At 41.2% G+C, this 17,127-nt stretch carries 30 protein-coding genes; 1 reads left to right on the forward strand and 29 read right to left on the reverse strand.

Annotation, left to right across the window (positions count from 1 at the left end):
* Positions 1 to 39 precede the first annotated feature (39 nt).
* The 29 genes from rplQ to rplC all read right to left on the reverse strand — a co-directional run bounded on the left by rplQ (position 40) and on the right by rplC (position 15,569).
* The gene (gene rplQ, locus Q0081_RS16315; RefSeq protein WP_298355374.1) at positions 40 to 798 is read right to left on the reverse strand and encodes a 50S ribosomal protein L17; all 759 of its coding nucleotides are present in this window, start codon (positions 796 to 798) and stop codon (positions 40 to 42) included.
* A 115-nt stretch (positions 799 to 913) separates the two neighbouring features.
* A complete protein-coding gene (locus Q0081_RS16320) occupies positions 914 to 1,903 on the reverse strand; it encodes a DNA-directed RNA polymerase subunit alpha (protein ID WP_298355376.1) in 990 nt (329 codons plus the stop codon).
* A 129-nt stretch (positions 1,904 to 2,032) separates the two neighbouring features.
* Positions 2,033 to 2,644: a 30S ribosomal protein S4 gene (rpsD, locus tag Q0081_RS16325; RefSeq protein ID WP_298355378.1), complete on the reverse strand. Its 612-nt coding sequence runs from the start codon at positions 2,642 to 2,644 to the stop codon at positions 2,033 to 2,035.
* Between the two features lie 103 nt (positions 2,645 to 2,747).
* Positions 2,748 to 3,143: a 30S ribosomal protein S11 gene (gene rpsK / locus Q0081_RS16330; protein WP_013927413.1), complete on the reverse strand. Its 396-nt coding sequence runs from the start codon at positions 3,141 to 3,143 to the stop codon at positions 2,748 to 2,750.
* A gap of 96 nt (positions 3,144 to 3,239) precedes the next feature.
* A complete protein-coding gene (gene rpsM / locus Q0081_RS16335) occupies positions 3,240 to 3,617 on the reverse strand; it encodes a 30S ribosomal protein S13 (protein ID WP_298355381.1) in 378 nt (125 codons plus the stop codon).
* A gap of 8 nt (positions 3,618 to 3,625) precedes the next feature.
* Positions 3,626 to 3,742, reverse strand: a complete 117-nt coding sequence (gene rpmJ / locus Q0081_RS16340) for a 50S ribosomal protein L36 (RefSeq protein ID WP_298355383.1) — start codon at positions 3,740 to 3,742, stop codon at positions 3,626 to 3,628.
* A 108-nt stretch (positions 3,743 to 3,850) separates the two neighbouring features.
* Positions 3,851 to 4,069: a translation initiation factor IF-1 gene (gene infA / locus Q0081_RS16345; protein ID WP_013927416.1), complete on the reverse strand. Its 219-nt coding sequence runs from the start codon at positions 4,067 to 4,069 to the stop codon at positions 3,851 to 3,853.
* Between the two features lie 24 nt (positions 4,070 to 4,093).
* Positions 4,094 to 4,888, reverse strand: coding sequence for a type I methionyl aminopeptidase (map, locus tag Q0081_RS16350; RefSeq protein ID WP_298355429.1), 795 nt, complete (start codon positions 4,886 to 4,888; stop codon positions 4,094 to 4,096).
* Between the two features lie 8 nt (positions 4,889 to 4,896).
* Positions 4,897 to 6,210 carry a preprotein translocase subunit SecY gene (secY, locus tag Q0081_RS16355; protein WP_298355387.1) on the reverse strand — a complete coding sequence of 438 codons (1,314 nt, stop codon included), beginning with the start codon at positions 6,208 to 6,210 and terminating at the stop codon, positions 4,897 to 4,899.
* A 57-nt stretch (positions 6,211 to 6,267) separates the two neighbouring features.
* Positions 6,268 to 6,714, reverse strand: a complete 447-nt coding sequence (gene rplO, locus Q0081_RS16360) for a 50S ribosomal protein L15 (protein WP_298355389.1) — start codon at positions 6,712 to 6,714, stop codon at positions 6,268 to 6,270.
* A 14-nt stretch (positions 6,715 to 6,728) separates the two neighbouring features.
* A complete protein-coding gene (gene rpmD / locus Q0081_RS16365; protein ID WP_298355391.1) occupies positions 6,729 to 6,908 on the reverse strand; it encodes a 50S ribosomal protein L30 in 180 nt (59 codons plus the stop codon).
* Between the two features lie 12 nt (positions 6,909 to 6,920).
* On the reverse strand, positions 6,921 to 7,436 hold the full coding sequence (gene rpsE, locus Q0081_RS16370) for a 30S ribosomal protein S5 (RefSeq protein ID WP_298355393.1): 516 nt from the start codon (positions 7,434 to 7,436) through the stop codon (positions 6,921 to 6,923).
* Between the two features lie 6 nt (positions 7,437 to 7,442).
* Positions 7,443 to 7,796 (reverse strand): 50S ribosomal protein L18, encoded by a 354-nt coding sequence (gene rplR, locus Q0081_RS16375; RefSeq protein WP_298355395.1) that lies wholly within the window; start codon positions 7,794 to 7,796, stop codon positions 7,443 to 7,445.
* A 28-nt stretch (positions 7,797 to 7,824) separates the two neighbouring features.
* Entirely contained in the window at positions 7,825 to 8,382 is a 558-nt protein-coding gene (rplF, locus tag Q0081_RS16380) for a 50S ribosomal protein L6 (protein ID WP_298355396.1), read from the reverse strand.
* A gap of 17 nt (positions 8,383 to 8,399) precedes the next feature.
* Positions 8,400 to 8,798 (reverse strand): 30S ribosomal protein S8, encoded by a 399-nt coding sequence (gene rpsH, locus Q0081_RS16385; protein WP_298355398.1) that lies wholly within the window; start codon positions 8,796 to 8,798, stop codon positions 8,400 to 8,402.
* A 76-nt stretch (positions 8,799 to 8,874) separates the two neighbouring features.
* Complete coding sequence (rpsN, locus tag Q0081_RS16390; RefSeq protein WP_028523595.1) at positions 8,875 to 9,144, reverse strand: 30S ribosomal protein S14; 270 nt, start codon at positions 9,142 to 9,144, stop codon at positions 8,875 to 8,877.
* Between the two features lie 27 nt (positions 9,145 to 9,171).
* Positions 9,172 to 9,726: a 50S ribosomal protein L5 gene (gene rplE / locus Q0081_RS16395; RefSeq protein ID WP_298355402.1), complete on the reverse strand. Its 555-nt coding sequence runs from the start codon at positions 9,724 to 9,726 to the stop codon at positions 9,172 to 9,174.
* Between the two features lie 118 nt (positions 9,727 to 9,844).
* Positions 9,845 to 10,198 carry a 50S ribosomal protein L24 gene (rplX, locus tag Q0081_RS16400; RefSeq protein ID WP_298355404.1) on the reverse strand — a complete coding sequence of 118 codons (354 nt, stop codon included), beginning with the start codon at positions 10,196 to 10,198 and terminating at the stop codon, positions 9,845 to 9,847.
* 5 nt (positions 10,199 to 10,203) lie between these two features.
* The gene (gene rplN / locus Q0081_RS16405) at positions 10,204 to 10,572 is read right to left on the reverse strand and encodes a 50S ribosomal protein L14 (RefSeq protein ID WP_298355406.1); all 369 of its coding nucleotides are present in this window, start codon (positions 10,570 to 10,572) and stop codon (positions 10,204 to 10,206) included.
* Positions 10,573 to 10,574: 2 nt separating this feature from the next.
* On the reverse strand, positions 10,575 to 10,853 hold the full coding sequence (gene rpsQ, locus Q0081_RS16410) for a 30S ribosomal protein S17 (RefSeq protein ID WP_298355408.1): 279 nt from the start codon (positions 10,851 to 10,853) through the stop codon (positions 10,575 to 10,577).
* Positions 10,854 to 10,892: 39 nt separating this feature from the next.
* Complete coding sequence (gene rpmC, locus Q0081_RS16415) at positions 10,893 to 11,093, reverse strand: 50S ribosomal protein L29 (protein WP_298355410.1); 201 nt, start codon at positions 11,091 to 11,093, stop codon at positions 10,893 to 10,895.
* Between the two features lie 11 nt (positions 11,094 to 11,104).
* Positions 11,105 to 11,539 (reverse strand): 50S ribosomal protein L16, encoded by a 435-nt coding sequence (gene rplP, locus Q0081_RS16420; protein WP_298355412.1) that lies wholly within the window; start codon positions 11,537 to 11,539, stop codon positions 11,105 to 11,107.
* 49 nt (positions 11,540 to 11,588) lie between these two features.
* Positions 11,589 to 12,449 carry a 30S ribosomal protein S3 gene (rpsC, locus tag Q0081_RS16425; RefSeq protein ID WP_298355414.1) on the reverse strand — a complete coding sequence of 287 codons (861 nt, stop codon included), beginning with the start codon at positions 12,447 to 12,449 and terminating at the stop codon, positions 11,589 to 11,591.
* Between the two features lie 14 nt (positions 12,450 to 12,463).
* The gene (gene rplV, locus Q0081_RS16430) at positions 12,464 to 12,829 is read right to left on the reverse strand and encodes a 50S ribosomal protein L22 (RefSeq protein WP_298355416.1); all 366 of its coding nucleotides are present in this window, start codon (positions 12,827 to 12,829) and stop codon (positions 12,464 to 12,466) included.
* Positions 12,830 to 12,845: 16 nt separating this feature from the next.
* A complete protein-coding gene (rpsS, locus tag Q0081_RS16435) occupies positions 12,846 to 13,124 on the reverse strand; it encodes a 30S ribosomal protein S19 (RefSeq protein ID WP_013927434.1) in 279 nt (92 codons plus the stop codon).
* 10 nt (positions 13,125 to 13,134) lie between these two features.
* On the reverse strand, positions 13,135 to 13,959 hold the full coding sequence (rplB, locus tag Q0081_RS16440; protein ID WP_298355419.1) for a 50S ribosomal protein L2: 825 nt from the start codon (positions 13,957 to 13,959) through the stop codon (positions 13,135 to 13,137).
* 32 nt (positions 13,960 to 13,991) lie between these two features.
* Positions 13,992 to 14,282 (reverse strand): 50S ribosomal protein L23, encoded by a 291-nt coding sequence (rplW, locus tag Q0081_RS16445; RefSeq protein WP_298355421.1) that lies wholly within the window; start codon positions 14,280 to 14,282, stop codon positions 13,992 to 13,994.
* Between the two features lie 4 nt (positions 14,283 to 14,286).
* On the reverse strand, positions 14,287 to 14,916 hold the full coding sequence (gene rplD, locus Q0081_RS16450; protein ID WP_298355423.1) for a 50S ribosomal protein L4: 630 nt from the start codon (positions 14,914 to 14,916) through the stop codon (positions 14,287 to 14,289).
* A 32-nt stretch (positions 14,917 to 14,948) separates the two neighbouring features.
* Positions 14,949 to 15,569, reverse strand: coding sequence for a 50S ribosomal protein L3 (gene rplC / locus Q0081_RS16455; protein ID WP_298355425.1), 621 nt, complete (start codon positions 15,567 to 15,569; stop codon positions 14,949 to 14,951).
* 438 nt (positions 15,570 to 16,007) lie between these two features.
* On the opposite strand from rplC, the gene Q0081_RS16460 reads away from it, so the two are divergent.
* Positions 16,008 to 16,865, forward strand: coding sequence for an outer membrane beta-barrel protein (locus tag Q0081_RS16460; RefSeq protein ID WP_298355427.1), 858 nt, complete (start codon positions 16,008 to 16,010; stop codon positions 16,863 to 16,865).
* Positions 16,866 to 17,127: the final 262 nt, after the last annotated feature.

Raw genomic sequence — 17,127 nt, forward strand, 5'->3', positions numbered from 1 at the left:
TTTTAGCCCTTTTTCATTTCTGAACTATATTGAAAAAGGTTATTCTTGACCGCCGTTTAATTCGTCTTGCCAAGTTTTCAATTCATCAAATTTGCCATCGCGAGCAAGGGCTGCCTGCTGTGGCCAAGTAGCCGGGCTTTTAGACCCAATGCCTGCCGCCGATACAATTTCCTGAATGGCTTCGGGAGTCATGTCTGCCAATTGAGCAAAAGTCGTCACACCTGCTTCAGCAAGAGCTTCTGCGATTTTAGGACCAATGCCTTCAATGACTTCGATGTCGTCAGCAGCAGCAGTTGCGCTGTCTTCTGAAGTCACTTCTTCAATAACAGCCGCTGCCTTAGTTTCTGCTACAGGGGCATCTGTTGCGCCACCTTTCTTACCGCCACGACGACTACGACGTGTTTTGGCTGCTTTCTCTTCAACGGAAGTCAATAGAGTTTCGTTGAAATCTACTAATTCCATCATACACATTTCGGCAGCATCACCCTGACGAGTACCTAATTTGATAATACGTGTGTAACCACCCGGACGATCTGCAATTTTATCGGCAATCGTGCTGAACAGTTCTTTCACCACATCTTTCTCCGGAATATAAGAGAAAATAATACGGCGATTGTGGGTATTGTCTTCCTTAGCCCTTGTCAAAATCGGCTCAACATACTTTTTGAGTTCTTTTGCTTTTGCTAAAGTAGTTTCAATACGTTTGTGCAAAATAAGTGACGAAGCCATATTACGAAGCAAAGCGCTGCGGTGCGAAGCGGTACGCCCCAAATGGTTGTCTTTTTTACCGTGTCTCATTGGTTTGAGTTTGTGATTAGCTTCGAGCGGCGATTCTACGCGCTTCAGAATACTAACCGGTTGAACAATACATAAAAAAAGACCCTTCCCGAAAAGTGGGAAAGGTCAAATAAAATTAATCCTCGTCTAAGCGATACTTTGTAACATCCATTCCAAACACTAAATTTTTCTCAGCGACCAGTTGCTCCAACTCAGTAAGTGATTTTTTACCAAAGTTGCGGAACTTCATCATATCAGCTACTTCAAGTTTAGCCAAATCGCCAAGAGTCTTAATATCAGCAGATTTAAGGCAGTTGTAAGCCCGTACTGACAAATCAAGATCTGCAAGCGGAGTTTTCAACAATTTGCGCATACGCAACATTTCCTCATCTACTTCACTTACTTCGTCATTTTTCTGTGTCTCAAACGTCATCGTTTGATCAGAGAACAACATAAAGTGCTGGATTAAGATGTAAGCAGCGCCTTTGAGTGCTTCTTCAGGGTGAATTGACCCATCAGTAGTTACTTCAATAAGCAATTTTTCGTAGTCAGTTTTTTGTTCTACGCGCGTATTTTCTACGCTGTACTTTACATTTTTGATGGGCGTATAGATCGCATCAATAGGAATATGACCAATTGGTAATTCCATATTACGCGGTTCATCAGCCGGAACATAACCCCGACCCTTCTCAATGAGAATTTCCATCTCAAAGGTAATTTGGTCGTCAATGTGACAAATAACTAAATCCGGGTTCAAAACCTGAAATGAAGACGTAAATTTGGCGATATCGCCAGCCGTCACCACTGATTGGTTTTTTACGCTTACTGTTATTTTGTTGTCAACCATTTCCGAAACTTTTTTGAAGCGAGCCATTTTCAGGTTCAGCACAATTTCGGTAACATCTTCCACAACACCTTCTATGGAAGAGAATTCATGGAGTACACTTGGAAATCTTACACTTGTAATGGCGTAACCTTCCAGCGATGAAAGCAGAATTCGACGCAACGCATTTCCAATGGTTACACCGAAGCCTTTTTCCAGCGGCTTGAACTCAAACAACCCGTGAAAGTCGTCGGCCTTTTCCATTACGACCTTGTCAGGCATTTGGAATGCTAAAATAGACATAGGATTAGCAGTTTTTTTAGAGTCCGAAGAGCGGCAATAAACCGCAAAAAAATATGTTTTACTAAACATACAAAAACAAAACCCTTGACGTGGCAAACCACCTCAAATGGGTTTTGTACTGATTTAAGATTACTTCGAATACAATTCGACGATAGCTTGCTCATTGACATTCTCCGGAATTTGATCTCTCTCCGGATATTGTACAAATTTACCAACCATCATGCTATTGTCCCATTCCAGCCAGTTATAACGCTTTGTATTAGCAACGCGCGAAGATAAACTGTCTGCAATAGCTTCGAGTGATTTTGATTTCTCACGAACCCCAACTACTTGACCGGGACGCAATGAGAATGAAGGAACGTTCACAATTTCACCATCAATAGTGATGTGTTTGTGAGTCACCAACTGACGGGCAGCGCGACGAGTAGGAGCAATTCCTAAACGATAAACAGTATTGTCAAGACGTGCTTCACAAAGTTTGAGCAAGTTTTCACCCGTGATTCCCTCACGAACTGCTGCACGGTGAAATAAGTTACGGAATTGGCGCTCCAAGATACCGTAAGTATATTTTACCTTTTGTTTTTCCTGTAATTGAAGTGCATATTCTGACTTCTTACTACGACGTCCTCGGCCATGTTGGCCCGGAGGATAATTCTTTTTGTTAAGCGCCTTGCTGGGACCCATGATGGCCTCACCAAAACGACGCGAAATCTTTGACTTTGGACCTGTGTACCGTGCCATTTGATTTGATTTATTTTAAACACAAAAATTACCGTAAGAACAATCCTGCAACCCCAGTGTCCAAATTGCAGATTGTTCTTACGGCTTTATAAAACATTAAAAACTAAACTCTTCTACGCTTGGGAGGACGGCAACCATTGTGAGGTAGCGGAGTAATATCTTTGATAGTAGTAACTTCGATTCCTACATTTTGAACGGTACGAATAGCTGATTCGCGACCTGAACCTGGGCCTTTTACGAACACTTCTGCTTTACGCATTCCAAGGTCATAAGCTACTTGAGCACAACTTTGAGCTGCTGTTTGTGCCGCGTAAGGTGTATTCTTTTTAGAGCCTTTGAAACCCATTTTACCTGCTGAAGCCCAAGAAATAACTTGGCCTGACAAATTGGTAACCGAAATAATAATGTTGTTAAATGAAGCTCTAATATGGACTTGACCCACTTGCTCCACCTGTACAACGCGCTTTTTTGCCTTATCTTTACGCTTATTTTGAGCCATTTTTGTATTTTCGTTATTAGTTATGGCTAACAGTCAGGTTTCAACCCACGATTAACAATAACTGGAGCGGGAATGCCGCTATTAACTTTTTAAGTATTACTTAGTAGCTTTTTTCTTGTTAGCCACTGTCTTACGCTTGCCTTTACGAGTACGGCTATTGTTCTTAGTTCTTTGACCACGAACAGGCAAGCCCTTCCGATGTCGCAAACCTCGATAACAACCAATATCCATTAAACGCTTTATACTCAGCTGGACTTCTGAGCGCAATGCGCCTTCTGTATTAAATTCACCGTTAATGATTCCCCGAACAGCGTTCGCCTCTTCGTCCGACCATTCAGTTACTTTCTTGTCATAATTAATTCCGGCTTTTTCCAAAATTTTACGAGCGGAACTACGCCCAATCCCATAGATGTAAGTCAACGAGATTTCTCCGCGTTTTTTGTCCGGAATGTCAACACCTGCAATACGTGCCATATCTTAAATTATCCTTGTCTTTGTTTGTACTTGGGATTTTTTCTATTGATAACGTAAAGTTTACCTTTGCGGCGAATCACTTTACAATCAGCACTGCGCTTTTTAATAGACGCTTTTACTTTCATTGTCGTATTTGATTTTGGATTTTAGATTTCGGTTTATTGAAGTCGGGATTCAGATTATCACCTTTTATCTTAAGTTCTACAACCTATCAATCTACAATCAAGTTACTACTATTTATAGCGATAAATAATTCGAGCTTTTGATAAATCATACGGCGACATTTCCAATTTAACTCGATCACCTTGCAAAATTTTGATATAATTCATTCGCATTTTGCCGGAGATATGCGCAATTACTTCATGCTTATTTTCAAGTTGTACTCGAAACATGGCATTAGAGAGTGCTTCTACTATGATTCCGTCAACTTCGATGAGTCCTTGTTTTGCCATATACTGATTTTTTGGTAAGAGATTTTAGACGCTTACCATTAACGTCGTATTTTTGGTTACTTCTTCAATGTACTTAAATGTAGTCAAGATTTCTGCTTTCCCTTTCTGTACTACTACAGTATGCTCAAAATGAGCGGCAGGCTTACGATCAGTAGTTCTAATTGTCCACCCATCTTTCTCTTGAACCACAGACCTCTTTCCTAAAGTTATCATTGGCTCAATCGCAATGACCATCCCTTCTCTTAACTTTGGGCCTTGTCCCCGTTTTCCATAATTTGGAACTTCAGGACTTTCATGCAAATTGCGACCGACACCATGTCCAACTAATTCTCTAACTACACCATATCCGAAACGCTCCACATAAGTTTGAATAGCATATCCGATATCACCTATCCGCTTTCCATCCGTTGCCTGTTCAATACCCAGATAGAGAGACTGCTTTGTTCTTTTAAGCAGATTTTCTACTTCATGGCTTACATTCCCAATTGGATAAGTGTAAGCGCTATCGCTATGAAACCCTTTTAATTTTACTCCACAATCAATCGAAATCACATCACCTTCACGCAATTGATATTGACTTGGGAAACCATGAACTACTGTTTCATTAATAGAAATACAGAGCGCTGCGGGAAACCCATTGTACCCTTTAAAAGAAGGACTTCCGTGATTATCACGAATATAGTCATCAGCTACTTTATCCAATTGCTTAGTAGTTACTCCCGGTTTTATCCATTTTGCTACTTCAGCATGCGCTTTACCTAACACCTCAGCACTTTCTTTTATCAGAGAAATTTCTTCATCTGATTTAAGAAAAATCATCTTTGTCATTACACTGCCACTGTTTCAGTGCGTCCTTTTACTCTACCCGATTTCATCAAACCTTCGTAGCGTTTCATTAGCAAATAGCTTTCAACTTGCTGTAAGGTATCCAAAACAACCCCTACTAAAATTAAAAGTGAAGTACCTCCAAAAAACTGTGCAAATTCCCGTGTCATTCCTGTCATACTTGCAAGGGATGGTAAAATAGCTATTACCGCTAATAATATACCGCCAGGCAAAGTAATTCGATCAAGGACGGTAGCAATAAAATCTGAAGTTGACAAACCAGGCTTAACTCCCGGAATAAAGCCTCCTCCTCTTTTCATGTCATCAGAAATCTGCTGAGGACTGATTGCAATAGCAGTGTAAAAGAAAGTAAATACAATAATTAATGTTGCAAACAAAGCATTGTATTGCCATGTTGTATAATCATTGAAAGTAGTTGCTACAGAGTTTGCAAAATCACTTTTCTCAGCAAATAATCCAGCCACTAAAGATGGAATAAACATCAATGCCTGAGCGAATATAATAGGCATTACACCCGAAGTATTAAGTTTTAAGGGTAAATATTGTCTTTGTCCGCCCATTACTTTATTACCTACTACCTGCTTTGCATATTGAATAGGTACTCTACGAACAGCTTGAGTCAATGCTACTGCGAACATTACAACAACAAACAAGGCAACAATTTCAACTACGAAAATCAATAAGCCTCCACTACCGCGTGACGTAGCTTCCTGAATGATTGCTTTAGGGAAACGAGAAACAATTCCAATCATAATCAGCATCGAAGTACCGTTGCCAATTCCACGATCTGTGATCCGCTCACCTAACCACATACAGAAAATAGTACCAGCAGTTAGAATAAAGACAGAAGATACTGTAAAAGCAGCACGACTAATCAACAAAGCATCCGTCGAGATTGTTGTTTGCAAATAACTGATTGACTGAGCGATTGTCACAAAAATAGTTAGAACCCGTGTAATTTGATTCAACTTTTTACGACCTGATTCCCCTTCCTTCTGCATTTTCTGAAAATAAGGAAGCGCCATCGTCAATAACTGAATTGCGATTGATGCCGAAATGTAAGGCATGATACCCAGAGCAAAAATAGACGCCTTGCTGAAAGCTCCTCCCAGAAAAGTATCCAATAACCCCAATAGACCCGCTGTATCGATATTAAGTTTGGAACTATCAACTCCAGGGAGCACAATATAGTATCCTAACCGATAAACAGAAATCAAAAGAAGAGTATAGAGAATACGATTTCTCAACTCTTCAATTGAAAAGATATTTTTTAAGGTCTGTATAAACCGTTTCATGCATTTTTAGATTTACCCGTGAAAAAATCAGGCAAAGTTACAAATTCTTTTGTAAGATTACAATGTAACTGCTTTACCACCCGCTTTTTCGATTGCTTCTACTGCTGTTTTAGAAAAAGCATGAGCTTTAACTTCAACTGCAACTTTAAGTTCACCGCGGTTAAGGATTTTTACTAAATCAGTTTTTGATACCAAACCATTATTGTATAGCACTTCTGTATCCACTACAGTAACATTGGTTTTCTCAACCAAAGCCTGTATAGAATCTAAGTTAAGCGCTTTATACTCTACACGGTTAATATTTTTAAAACCGAATTTAGGAACACGTCTTTGAAGAGGCATTTGCCCGCCTTCAAAGTGACTTTTCTGACTGTATCCAGAACGTGACTGCGCACCTTTGTGACCACGAGTAGATGTGCCGCCCATTCCTGAACCGTGCCCTCTACCAAGGCGTTTTTTTGTTTTTACCGAGCCTGCGGCTGGTTTCAATGAGCTAAGATTCATTGCTATATCGCTGATTAAATCTCTTCAACTTTCACTAAATGATCTACCTTACGAATCATCCCAATAAGGGCAGGATTCGGTTCAACCTCAATACTACGGTTGATTTTGCCAAGACCCAAAGCAGCTAATGTGCGTTTTTGGTTCTCAGGACGGCCAATCATACTTCTAACTTGTGTAACTCTTATCTTTGACATTTTCTCAAAAGATTATCCATTAAACACTTTGGCCAACTTTATTCCACGCTGAAAAGCAACTTGGTGAGGTGCTCTCATCTTTAAAAGCGCATCAATCGTGGCTTTCACTACGTTGTGCGGATTTGAAGACCCTTTCGATTTTGCTAATACGTCGTGCACACCAGCAGCTTCCAATACGGCACGCATTGCACCACCTGCGATTACACCTGTACCAGGAGCAGCGGGCTTAACAAATACTAAGCCGCCACTAAATTTACCGTGCATTTCGTGAGGAACAGTACCTTTAAGAAGCGGCACTTGCACGAGGTTTTTCTTCGCATCTTCGATTCCTTTCGCAATAGCATCAGTTACTTCATTGGCTTTTCCCAAACCATAACCTACTACTCCTTTGCCGTCGCCGACAACTACAATTGCTGAGAAACTAAAACGACGTCCACCTTTTACTACTTTGGCAACACGATTGATAGCTACTACCTTTTCTTTAAGGTCTGCTTCGTTGTATTTCAAAGGTTTGATAATGTTTGACATATCTTTTTAGAATTTGAGACCGCCCTCACGAGCGCCGTCTGCCAATGCTTTTACTTTGCCGTGATACAAATAACCATTGCGGTCAAATACAACCGCACTAACGCCTGCTGCGAGTGCTTTCTCTGCCAATTTCAGTCCAACTTTTTTAGCATCGTCTGCATTGACACTTGCTTTCGTCGCATCAAGTTCAATAGATGAAGCAGAGACCAAAGTTTGACCTTTTGTATCATCAATTACTTGCGCATAAATGCGGGCATTTGATCGGAAAACCGAAAGTCGCGGTTTTTCTGTAGTACCAGCTACTTTTTTCCGAATCCGGTATTTGATACGCTGTCTTCTTTCGCTTTTTACTGAAGCCATGATTGCTTACAATTTTTCAGATTACTGATTACTTCTTAGCAGCAGCTTTACCAGCCTTACGTCTGATTTGCTCACCTACAAAACGAATACCTTTACCTTTGTAAGGCTCTACCTTGCGGAATGACCGAATTTTAGCTGCAATTTGCCCTAACAGTTCTTTGTCAATACATTCCAAAAAAACTTTCGGGTTTTGTCCTTTCTCCATTGTAGCTGACACCTTCACTTCTGAGGGTACAGCGAAGAAAATACCATGTGAATATCCAAGACTCATTTCAAGAATATTGTTATTAACAGAGGCTTTATAACCTACACCAACAACTTCTAACTGAGCTTTATATCCTTCGCTTACTCCAGTAACCATGTTACTAATGAGCGAACGGTACAATCCGTGCAGCGCTTTATGACGTTTTTGTTCGGTTGGACGTACAACTGTCAATTCACTGCCATCTATTTCTACCTTAATATCACGGTCAATACCACGAGTCAGGGTTCCTTTAGGTCCTTTTACTGTAAGGACGTTGTCATCCGACACAGATATTGTAACGTTTGCTGGTAGCGTAATCGGTTTTTTTCCTATACGAGACATTTCTTTTCAGTGTTTTATCAGTAAACGTAACACAGTACTTCTCCACCCACGTTTAGTACACGAGCTTCTTTGTCAGTCATTACCCCTTTTGAGGTAGATACAATTGCAACGCCAAGGCCATTAAGAATGCGAGGCATATCAATAGCGCCAGAATACTTACGTAAACCCGGTTTACTTACGCGTTGTAAATCAACAATGGCAGACTGCTTTGTTACTGGGTTGTATTTTAAAGCAATCTTGATTATACCCTGCGGACCATTATCTTCAAACTTATAGTTCTGGATATAGCCTTTATCGTAGAGTACTTTAGTAATCTCCTTCTTAATATTTGAAGCAGGTATTTCCACAACCCGGTGCTTCGCCCTTATGGCGTTTCTGATTCTCGTCAGATAATCTGCTATGGGATCGGTTAACATTTCTCTACTGATTTGCTGCGGCCCTTCCGTAAAAGGGCTGCAAAGTTACGGAATTGATTTTGAAAACAAAAACGATTTACCAACTTGCTTTGGTAACGCCAGGAATTTTTCCTTGCGAAGCCATTTCACGGAATACAACGCGGCAAATTCCAAACTTGCGCATATATCCACGTGGACGGCCTGTTAGACGGCAACGATTGTGTAAACGAACTGCCGAAGAACTACGAGGCAATTTGTCTAAACCTTCCCAGTCACCGGCCTCTTTCAAGGCAGCACGCTTCTCAGCATACTTAGCAACCAGCTTTTGCTTTTTCAATTCTCTTGCTTTTACGGATTCTTTCGCCATTTCCTTATTTCGTTGAAAAAGGGATTCTTATTTTTTTCCTTTAGTAAAGGGCATACCAAGTGCTTTCAACAATTCGTAGCTCTCTTCATCTGTTTTGGCAGTAGTTACGAACGTAATATCCATTCCTGAAATCTTATTCACTTTGTCAATTTGAATTTCAGGGAAAATAATTTGTTCCTTCACACCAAAAGTGTAGTTACCACGTCCATCAAAGCCTTTATCGCTTATTCCTTGAAAGTCACGTACGCGTGGTAGCGCTATACTTGTCAAGCGGTCTAAGAATTCAAACATTTTGTCACCGCGAAGAGTAACTTTTACACCAATTGGCATTTTTTCGCGTAACTTAAAGTTTGAGATTGCTTTTTTAGAGATAGTCGGTATTGCTTTTTGACCGGCAATAAGCGTAATCTCTTCGATACCTGCATCAACCAATTTCTTATCAGCAACCGCTCCGCCTATCCCTTTGTTAATAACAATTTTCGATAAACGAGGCACTTGCATTGCTGACTTGTATTGAAACTTGTCCTGCAAAAGTGTAACGACATCCTTTACGTATTTTTCTTTTAATCTCGTAGTTGCCATTTCATTTATAGTTTTGTGGATTTCCGACCCACTTCTTTAGAGCTTACAGTAAGCAGCTTACAATTTAATTAACCAAAGTTATTTTAGATTGTTGGCTACAGCGACAAACTGCTATAACTTATTTAGAAGGATCAGCTATAAATTTGCCTGTTTCCTTCGAGTAGCGTTGCAATTTCCCTTGCTCATTCAGTTTACGTCCTGTACGAGTAGCTTCGCCTGTGGCAGGATCAATGACCATCAAATTACTGATATGGATTGAGCCTTCTGTCTTTCTAAGATCTCCCTGTGGGTTAGCAGCGGTTGGCTTTATGTGTTTGGTAATCATATTGACCCCTTCCACAATCGCACGTTGCTTCTCTACCAGCACTTTGACAATTTTGCCAGACTGACCTTTTGAATTGCCACCAATTACCTTTACTGAATCTCCAGTACGAATGTGTAATTTGGGCTGTTTGTTGTATTTTCTTTCCATTGCTTCTACAATACTTCAGGTGCCAATGAAACAATTTTCATAAAGTTTTTCTCACGCAACTCACGAGCAACGGGTCCGAAGATACGGGTGCCACGCGGTTCGTCTTGGTTGTTGAGCAATACTACGGCGTTATCCTCGAATCGAATGTAAGAACCATCTTTCCGACGGATTTCTTTCTTGGTACGAACAACAACGGCTTTAGAAACTGTACCTTTCTTTATGTTGCCCGAAGGAATTGCCTGTTTAACTGCCACTACAACTTTGTCACCGATTGAAGCATATCGTTTTCCTGTTCCGCCTAAAACACGGATTACTAGTACTTCCTTTGCGCCACTATTATCGGCTACAGACAGTCTTGATTCTTGCTGTACCATTGTTATTTCGCTTTTTCAATGATTTCGACTAATCTCCAACGCTTATTCTTGCTGAGCGGGCGGGTTTCCATTACACGAATAGTATCTCCGATACCACACTCGTTGCTTTCGTCATGCACCATTAATTTGGTAGTTTTTTTCATAAACTTACCGTATTTTGGGTGCTTTACTTTACGCTCAACCGCTACAACGCAAGATTTTTCCATCTTGTTGCTTACAACGCGGCCAATTCTGACTTTACGTAAATTTCTTTCTACAGTTGTTTGTGCTGCTGCCTCCATTGTGTCGGTTATTTTACAATTGGGGTCTCCTGACCATTATTACGCGCTTGCGGCTTTGTTTTTAGCCGACAATTCCGTCATCAACCTGGCAATCAGGCGGCGCGTATTGCGAATACGCATCGGATTTTCAATCGGAGATACGGCATGAGCAAACTTCAACTTGAGTAGACGATCTTGCTCCTCGAAGAGGGTTTGCTGCAATTGCTCTACCGTCAGCGCTTTTATTTCACTATTTTTCATTTGACTAATACTTATTCTGCTTCTTCTTGATGATCGCGACGAACTACGAATTTAGTCTTTACGGGCAATTTTTGAGCAGCTAATCTTAGCGCTTCGCTGGCTAATTCGAGTGATACACCCGTAGCTTCAAATAAAATTGTACCCGCTTTTACAGGAGCTACCCAGTACTCAGGCGCACCTTTCCCTTTACCCATACGTACTTCGAGTGGTTTTTTGGTAATCGGCTTATCAGGAAAAATCCGAATCCACACTTGACCTTCACGTTTCATTGCACGGGTAACAGAGATACGAGCTGCCTCAATTTGGCGTGCTGTGATCCAGCCTGGCTCGAGCGATTTAATAGCAAACGTACCGAAAGCGATCTGATGGCCACGAGTAGCCATACCTTGTTCAGACCCTTTACTTTTTTGTTGTTTGCGGAACTTGGTTCTTTTCGGTTGTAACATGGTTCAGCAGTATTATTCGGTATCAATAATGACCCGTTGCTTTCGATAATTACTTTTTCTTGTTGCGATTATTGGCTCCAGCTCCTCGGTTTTTTCCAGCACCAGGTCCATTTCCGGCACCGCGGCGATCACCTCCACCGTCACGATCTCCACCGCCACCGCCTCTGCGACGATCTCCGTCTCCGCCACCACCTCTGCGACGATCTCCACGATCTCCGCCTCGGTCATTACCACCACTGCGTTCAGCTGATGCTGCACCGCCACTAATTGGTGATAAATCGCGCTTTCCAAAGATTTCGCCTTTGAATATCCATACTTTGATACCTATCTTGCCATAGACTGTCAAGGCTTCTGAAATAGCGTAGTCAATATCAGCACGAAGTGTATGAAGAGGTACACGACCTTCTTTGTATTCTTCGGTACGTGCCATCTCGGCACCGCCTAAACGACCTGATACGCGAACTTTGATACCTTGAGCACCCACTCTCATTGCTGAAGAGATAGCTTGCTTCATTGCACGACGATAAGAGATACGGTTTTCCAATTGTTGAGCAATCGACTCTCCAACCAATTTAGCATCAATTTCAGGACGCTTAATTTCGTAGATGTTGATTTGAATGTCTTTACCCGTAATTTTCTTTAACTCTTCCTTAATTTTATCAACCTCGTTCCCACCTTTACCGATTACGATACCAGGACGAGCCGTGTGAATCGTAAGAGTGATACGCTTCAAAGTACGTTCAATGACTACTTTGGAGATTGCACCTTTAGGAATACGAGCGGAAATATATTTGCGAATCTGCTCGTCTTCAATCAGCTTATCGGCAAACTCACGTCCACCATACCAGCTTGACTCCCAACCACGGACTATACCGAGTCGCAGACCTATAGGATTAACTTTCTGTCCCATTCGTTATTGAAATTTTAGGCTTCTTGTTGGATTACTTCTGCTGCGTCATCTACCACAATTGTAATGTGGTTAGAGCGTTTACGGACACGGTAAGCACGACCTTGAGGTGCAGGACGCAGGCGCTTTAACATCGCACCGCCATCCACAAACACTGTCTTTACGTAAAGTTCAGCATCTTCAAGTTTGGCACCTTCATTGAGTTGTTGCCAATTTGCCACTGCCGACATCAAAACTTTCTTTAAAACCGGCGCGGTCGCTTGTGGTTGATACTGCAAAATCGCCAGGGCGCGGCTCACTTTTTGTCCTCGAATCATATCGGCAACAAGCCGCATTTTGCGAGGTGAAGTGGGTACGTTTCTTAATATAGCTCTTGCTTCCATTTTCTTTTGACTATTACTATCGCTTACCTTTGTCCTTTTTGGCAATGTGCCCGCGGAAATTGCGAGTAGGAGAGAATTCGCCCAACTTATGCCCAACCATGTTTTCGGTCACATACACAGGAATAAACTTATTGCCATTGTGTACTGCAAAAGTATGACCAATAAAATCTGGGGAGATTGTACTGCGTCTTGACCAAGTCTTTATGACTGACTTTTTGCCTGCACCATTCATGACATCAATCTTGGTTTGCAAGCGGAAGTCAATGTATGGCCCTTTTTTTATCGAACGTCCCATTTATCTTCGATTATTTTTTGCGTTTGCTAATTATCAAACGATTAGAATACTTTTTCGGAGTACGGGTTTTCTTACCCTTTGCGTACAGACCTGTGCGTGAGCGTGGATGTCCACCTGATGCACGACCTTCACCACCACCCATAGGGTGATCAACTGGGTTCATAGCAACACCACGAACTCGTGGACGAACACCTAACCAACGTTTACGACCTGCTTTACCCAGACTTACGTTCATGTGATCTGCATTAGACACAGAACCTACAGTAGCCATACAAGTCGAAAGTATCATACGCATTTCGCTCGAAGGCATACGCAATACTGCATATTTACCGTCACGTGCTACTAATTGAGCATAAGTACCAGCACTGCGAACTAACTGACCGCCTTTACCTGGATGCATTTCTACATTGTGAACAATCGTACCAATTGGCATTGAACTAAGTGGCAATGCGTTTCCTACTTCAGGAGCAACACTTTGGCCAGAAACTATAGTTTGTCCTACTGTAATTCCCTGAGGAGCGATAATATAGCGTTTCTCACCGTCTTGGTATTCAACCAAAGCAATACGTGCTGAACGGTTTGGATCGTATTCTACTGATAATACCGTAGCAGACACTTCCAATTTATTACGCTTAAAATCAATGATACGATACATGCGCTTGTGACCACCGCCGATGTAACGAGCTGTACGACGTCCCTGACTGTTGCGTCCACCCGTCTTTTTGATGGGTGCCAACAGGCTTTTTTCGGGCTTGTCGGTCGTAATTTCGTCAAACGACGGAGCCGTACGAAAGCGCTGACCTGGGGTTGTTGGTTTGAGCTTAATGACTCCCATTGTTTTTTCAGTTATTTGCTACTTCAACGATTTTAAACAGTATCAGCGTAGATATCAATTACTTCGCCTTTTTTCAGTGTCACAATGGCTTTTTTATACGTTGAAGTAATACCACTTATAGCCTTACCCCGTGACATTCTGGTTTTTTTTCTGCCTATAGCACGCATAGTATCTACACTTGCTACACTCACGCCATACATTTTTTCGATGGCATTCGCGATTTCAATTTTATTGGCAGTTTTAGATACCTCAAATACATACTTACCCAAGTTGCTGAGTGCAGTAGCTTTTTCGGTTAATATCGGTCGTTTGAGTACACTCATTGTCTTACTTGTTCAAGATATTTTCTAGCTTCGACACTGCAGTTTCGCTAATCAATAATATTTCTGCGTTGATTAAGTCATAAGTACTGACCTCATCGGCAGTTGTAATGTTCACTTTTGGAATATTACGTCCTGACAAAAACACATTGTTGTCGTAATCCGGCAAAATAAGGAGCGTTTTCTTTCCAACAAGCGCAAGCGCAGTCAACATTGAAAGATATTGCTTGGTTTTCGGTCCTTCGAAAGTAAAGTCTTCAACAACCGAAATGCCATTTGCTTTTGCTTTTGCTGAAAGTACTGACTTACGAGCCAATACCTTTACTTTTTTGTTTAGCTTAAAGCTATAATCACGTGGTCTTGGTCCAAAGACACGTCCACCACCAACAAATACAGGAGATTTAATCGAACCTGCACGTGCTCCACCTGTGCCTTTTTGACGCTTAATCTTTCTCGTCGAGTATGCAACCTCGGCACGTTCTTTTGACTTATGCGTTCCTTGGCGTTGATTAGCCAAGTACTGCTTTACGTCCAAATACACTACGTGTTCATTGGGCTCAATACCGAACACTTCATCGGAGAGAGCTATTGTTTTACCCGTAGCCTGTCCTTTTATATTTATTACTGAAAGTTCCATTGTCTTGTGTCTTGATTCGCCGTTGCGATTGATTACTTTTCAATGATTACAAACGAATTCTTCGCACCTGGCACTGAGCCACTGATAACGACGAGATTCTGCTCAGGGATTACCTTCAACACTTTAAGGTTCTGAACCTTAACTCGGTTATTACCCATACGACCTCCCATGCGAATACCTTTAAATACACGCGAAGGAAATGAACAGGCACCAATTGAACCAGGGTGACGTGCACGGTTATGTTGTCCGTGCGTTTGACCACCTACTCCACCGAAGCCATGGCGTTTAACAACACCCTGAAAACCTCGACCTTTGACAGTACCTACCACATCCACAAAGTCTCCTTCAACAAATACGTCAATTACAGAGAGCGCCTGACCAAGTGCGAGTTCAACTTCAAACTCTTTAAACTCAACCAATTTACGCTTAGGAGTTGTACCTGCCTTTTTAAAGTGACCCATGAGCGGCTGGGTCGTATGCTTTTCTTTTTTCTCACCGAAACCGAGTTGAACAGCTTTGTATCCATCAGTTTCTTCGGTTCTTACCTGTGTTACTACACAAGGACCAGCTTCAATTACTGTACACGCCAGAGCCTGCCCGTCCGCAGTGTACACGCTTGTCATCCCGATTTTTTTTCCTATTAAACCAGACATCTTTTTGATTTACAGCAGGTTATAAAATTTATTTTGTAAAACGGATTGCAAAGGTCGGCAATCTATTTTATTAATCCAAATTACATCGATTTTTTATTTTCAAAACAGCAATAAAAAAAGTCAGACGTTTTTACATCTGACTTCAGTTAATGTGGCACAGCTAATAAATTGCTAAACCAGATATTGAATTCAGATGCGGTTTCCTTTCGGACCTTCACCTAATTTGTATTTTCGTAATGAAATTATCAAACTGTCTTTTGAAAAGGCTCGCAAAGGTCTGCATTTTTTACTAAAAACACAACCTATTTTATTATTTTTTTTACGAAATAATTTTTGATGTTTAATTTTGACACCAATCCATATAAATAAAGTAAGTGTGAAATATAAACCTTGGCACTATTTTCGTTAATGTGAAATACGAGGACAAACCCGTAAAATATGGCAAATCTAAGAGTTCGATTGGCAATCATTTTGGTATGTGGGATCGCTTGTCAATCTACTTTAGCGCAAACAAGGCGCAATAATATCTATCGCAACGTTCCCGCTTTTGGTGTTTTAAAACTTAGTTTTGGTACGGGTTTTTCCTATTATATAGGCGATATGCGGGCTAAAACGGATCTTCGATTTATTCAGCCCCATTTGGCTGTGGCACTCAATTATCGGTTGGCAGAACGTTTTTCGGTAAGAGGTGAAGTAGACCTGTATAGAATCTCTGGTAAACAGGCTGGTGGACCTATTTGGTACAACAACCTTTCTTTCCGTTCCGACAATGTCGCCGCTTATGGGGGTCTTCAATTTGATATTTTTCAGTACAGCGATGACCGCTTTTTGAAGCCTTATTTATTTGGAGGGTTAGGAATAACAGGAATTAATCCAAAGGCTAAATATGAGGGGAATTGGCAAAGTTTACCTCCGCTTATGACTGAAGGGGTGGCTTATAAGCGCAGTACACGAATTGGGATTTTGGGTTTTGGCGTTTCCTGGAAATATAACAATCGTTGGAATTTTGCCGTTGAATTAAGCGACAATTTTGCCAATTCAGATTATTTAGATGACGTAAGTACGGTTTATCCCAACCCTGCCGGCATGTCTGAATTGGCACTCAGGCTTTCAGACCGACGCCCTGAGCTCGACCCTGCCACATTGCCTGTAGGTTTCAGCGCACGAAATGACGCAGGCAATCAACGCGGAAATCCCAAAGTCAAAGATTCCTATGGATTTCTTTCCTTTCGAGCAGAGTATGTGATTGGGACACAGGCCAAAAGAGCCGAAAAACGGAAACTAAGGTGTTATTAAGTAGTTGTACACAATTATTTTACATTTTGTTCTTTGAAAATTTGATTTGATAGTTTACTCCAAAAGAACCCCAAATATTATCAAGAGCTATCTTTAAAGTATTCAAGTCCTTGTAGTCTTGTGGCTTTATCCGCACGGATTGTCATGGTTATTCCAAACAATAAATCAATTCTTTTGCAAGGATATTTAGGCGGCATTTTTAATTATTGGTTCGGATTTTACAAAGTTATCCACATAAGGCCTTTGACTTTTTATTACAGCA

This window comes from Runella sp. (assembly GCF_027484545.1).
Lineage (GTDB): Bacteria > Bacteroidota > Bacteroidia > Cytophagales > Spirosomataceae > Runella.

Bases quoted from the DNA above. Each gene is read 5' to 3' on its own strand.
- rpmD (WP_298355391.1), bottom strand. From the start codon at position 6,908: ATGTCAAAGATAAGAGTTACACAAGTTAGAAGTATGATTGGCCGTCCT.
- rplD (WP_298355423.1), bottom strand. From the start codon at position 14,916: ATGGAACTTTCAGTAATAAATATAAAAGGACAGGCTACGGGTAAAACA.
- rpsE (WP_298355393.1), bottom strand. From the start codon at position 7,436: ATGTCAAACATTATCAAACCTTTGAAATACAACGAAGCAGACCTTAAA.
- rpsM (WP_298355381.1), bottom strand. From the start codon at position 3,617: ATGGCACGTATTGCAGGTGTTGACATTCCGGACAAAAAACGCGGAGAA.
- rplF (WP_298355396.1), bottom strand. From the start codon at position 8,382: ATGTCTCGTATAGGAAAAAAACCGATTACGCTACCAGCAAACGTTACA.
- Q0081_RS16320 (WP_298355376.1), bottom strand. From the start codon at position 1,903: ATGTCTATTTTAGCATTCCAAATGCCTGACAAGGTCGTAATGGAAAAG.
- rplE (WP_298355402.1), bottom strand. From the start codon at position 9,726: ATGGCAACTACGAGATTAAAAGAAAAATACGTAAAGGATGTCGTTACA.
- rplX (WP_298355404.1), bottom strand. From the start codon at position 10,198: ATGGAAAGAAAATACAACAAACAGCCCAAATTACACATTCGTACTGGA.
- rplV (WP_298355416.1), bottom strand. From the start codon at position 12,829: ATGGAAGCAAGAGCTATATTAAGAAACGTACCCACTTCACCTCGCAAA.
- rpsC (WP_298355414.1), bottom strand. From the start codon at position 12,449: ATGGGACAGAAAGTTAATCCTATAGGTCTGCGACTCGGTATAGTCCGT.
- rplQ (WP_298355374.1), bottom strand. From the start codon at position 798: ATGAGACACGGTAAAAAAGACAACCATTTGGGGCGTACCGCTTCGCAC.
- rplB (WP_298355419.1), bottom strand. From the start codon at position 13,959: ATGGGAGTCATTAAGCTCAAACCAACAACCCCAGGTCAGCGCTTTCGT.
- rpsS (WP_013927434.1), bottom strand. From the start codon at position 13,124: ATGGGACGTTCGATAAAAAAAGGGCCATACATTGACTTCCGCTTGCAA.
- rplR (WP_298355395.1), bottom strand. From the start codon at position 7,796: ATGGCTTCAGTAAAAAGCGAAAGAAGACAGCGTATCAAATACCGGATT.
- rpsQ (WP_298355408.1), bottom strand. From the start codon at position 10,853: ATGGAGGCAGCAGCACAAACAACTGTAGAAAGAAATTTACGTAAAGTC.
- rplC (WP_298355425.1), bottom strand. From the start codon at position 15,569: ATGTCTGGTTTAATAGGAAAAAAAATCGGGATGACAAGCGTGTACACT.
- rpsN (WP_028523595.1), bottom strand. From the start codon at position 9,144: ATGGCGAAAGAATCCGTAAAAGCAAGAGAATTGAAAAAGCAAAAGCTG.
- rplN (WP_298355406.1), bottom strand. From the start codon at position 10,572: ATGGTACAGCAAGAATCAAGACTGTCTGTAGCCGATAATAGTGGCGCA.
- Q0081_RS16460 (WP_298355427.1), top strand. From the start codon at position 16,008: ATGGCAAATCTAAGAGTTCGATTGGCAATCATTTTGGTATGTGGGATC.
- secY (WP_298355387.1), bottom strand. From the start codon at position 6,210: ATGAAACGGTTTATACAGACCTTAAAAAATATCTTTTCAATTGAAGAG.
- rpsH (WP_298355398.1), bottom strand. From the start codon at position 8,798: ATGTTAACCGATCCCATAGCAGATTATCTGACGAGAATCAGAAACGCC.
- rpsK (WP_013927413.1), bottom strand. From the start codon at position 3,143: ATGGCTCAAAATAAGCGTAAAGATAAGGCAAAAAAGCGCGTTGTACAG.
- rplW (WP_298355421.1), bottom strand. From the start codon at position 14,282: ATGAGTGTACTCAAACGACCGATATTAACCGAAAAAGCTACTGCACTC.
- rpsD (WP_298355378.1), bottom strand. From the start codon at position 2,644: ATGGCACGGTACACAGGTCCAAAGTCAAAGATTTCGCGTCGTTTTGGT.
- rplP (WP_298355412.1), bottom strand. From the start codon at position 11,539: ATGTTACAACCGAAAAGAACCAAGTTCCGCAAACAACAAAAAAGTAAA.
- rpmJ (WP_298355383.1), bottom strand. From the start codon at position 3,742: ATGAAAGTAAAAGCGTCTATTAAAAAGCGCAGTGCTGATTGTAAAGTG.
- rpmC (WP_298355410.1), bottom strand. From the start codon at position 11,093: ATGAAAAATAGTGAAATAAAAGCGCTGACGGTAGAGCAATTGCAGCAA.
- infA (WP_013927416.1), bottom strand. From the start codon at position 4,069: ATGGCAAAACAAGGACTCATCGAAGTTGACGGAATCATAGTAGAAGCA.
- map (WP_298355429.1), bottom strand. From the start codon at position 4,888: ATGATTTTTCTTAAATCAGATGAAGAAATTTCTCTGATAAAAGAAAGT.
- rplO (WP_298355389.1), bottom strand. From the start codon at position 6,714: ATGAATCTTAGCTCATTGAAACCAGCCGCAGGCTCGGTAAAAACAAAA.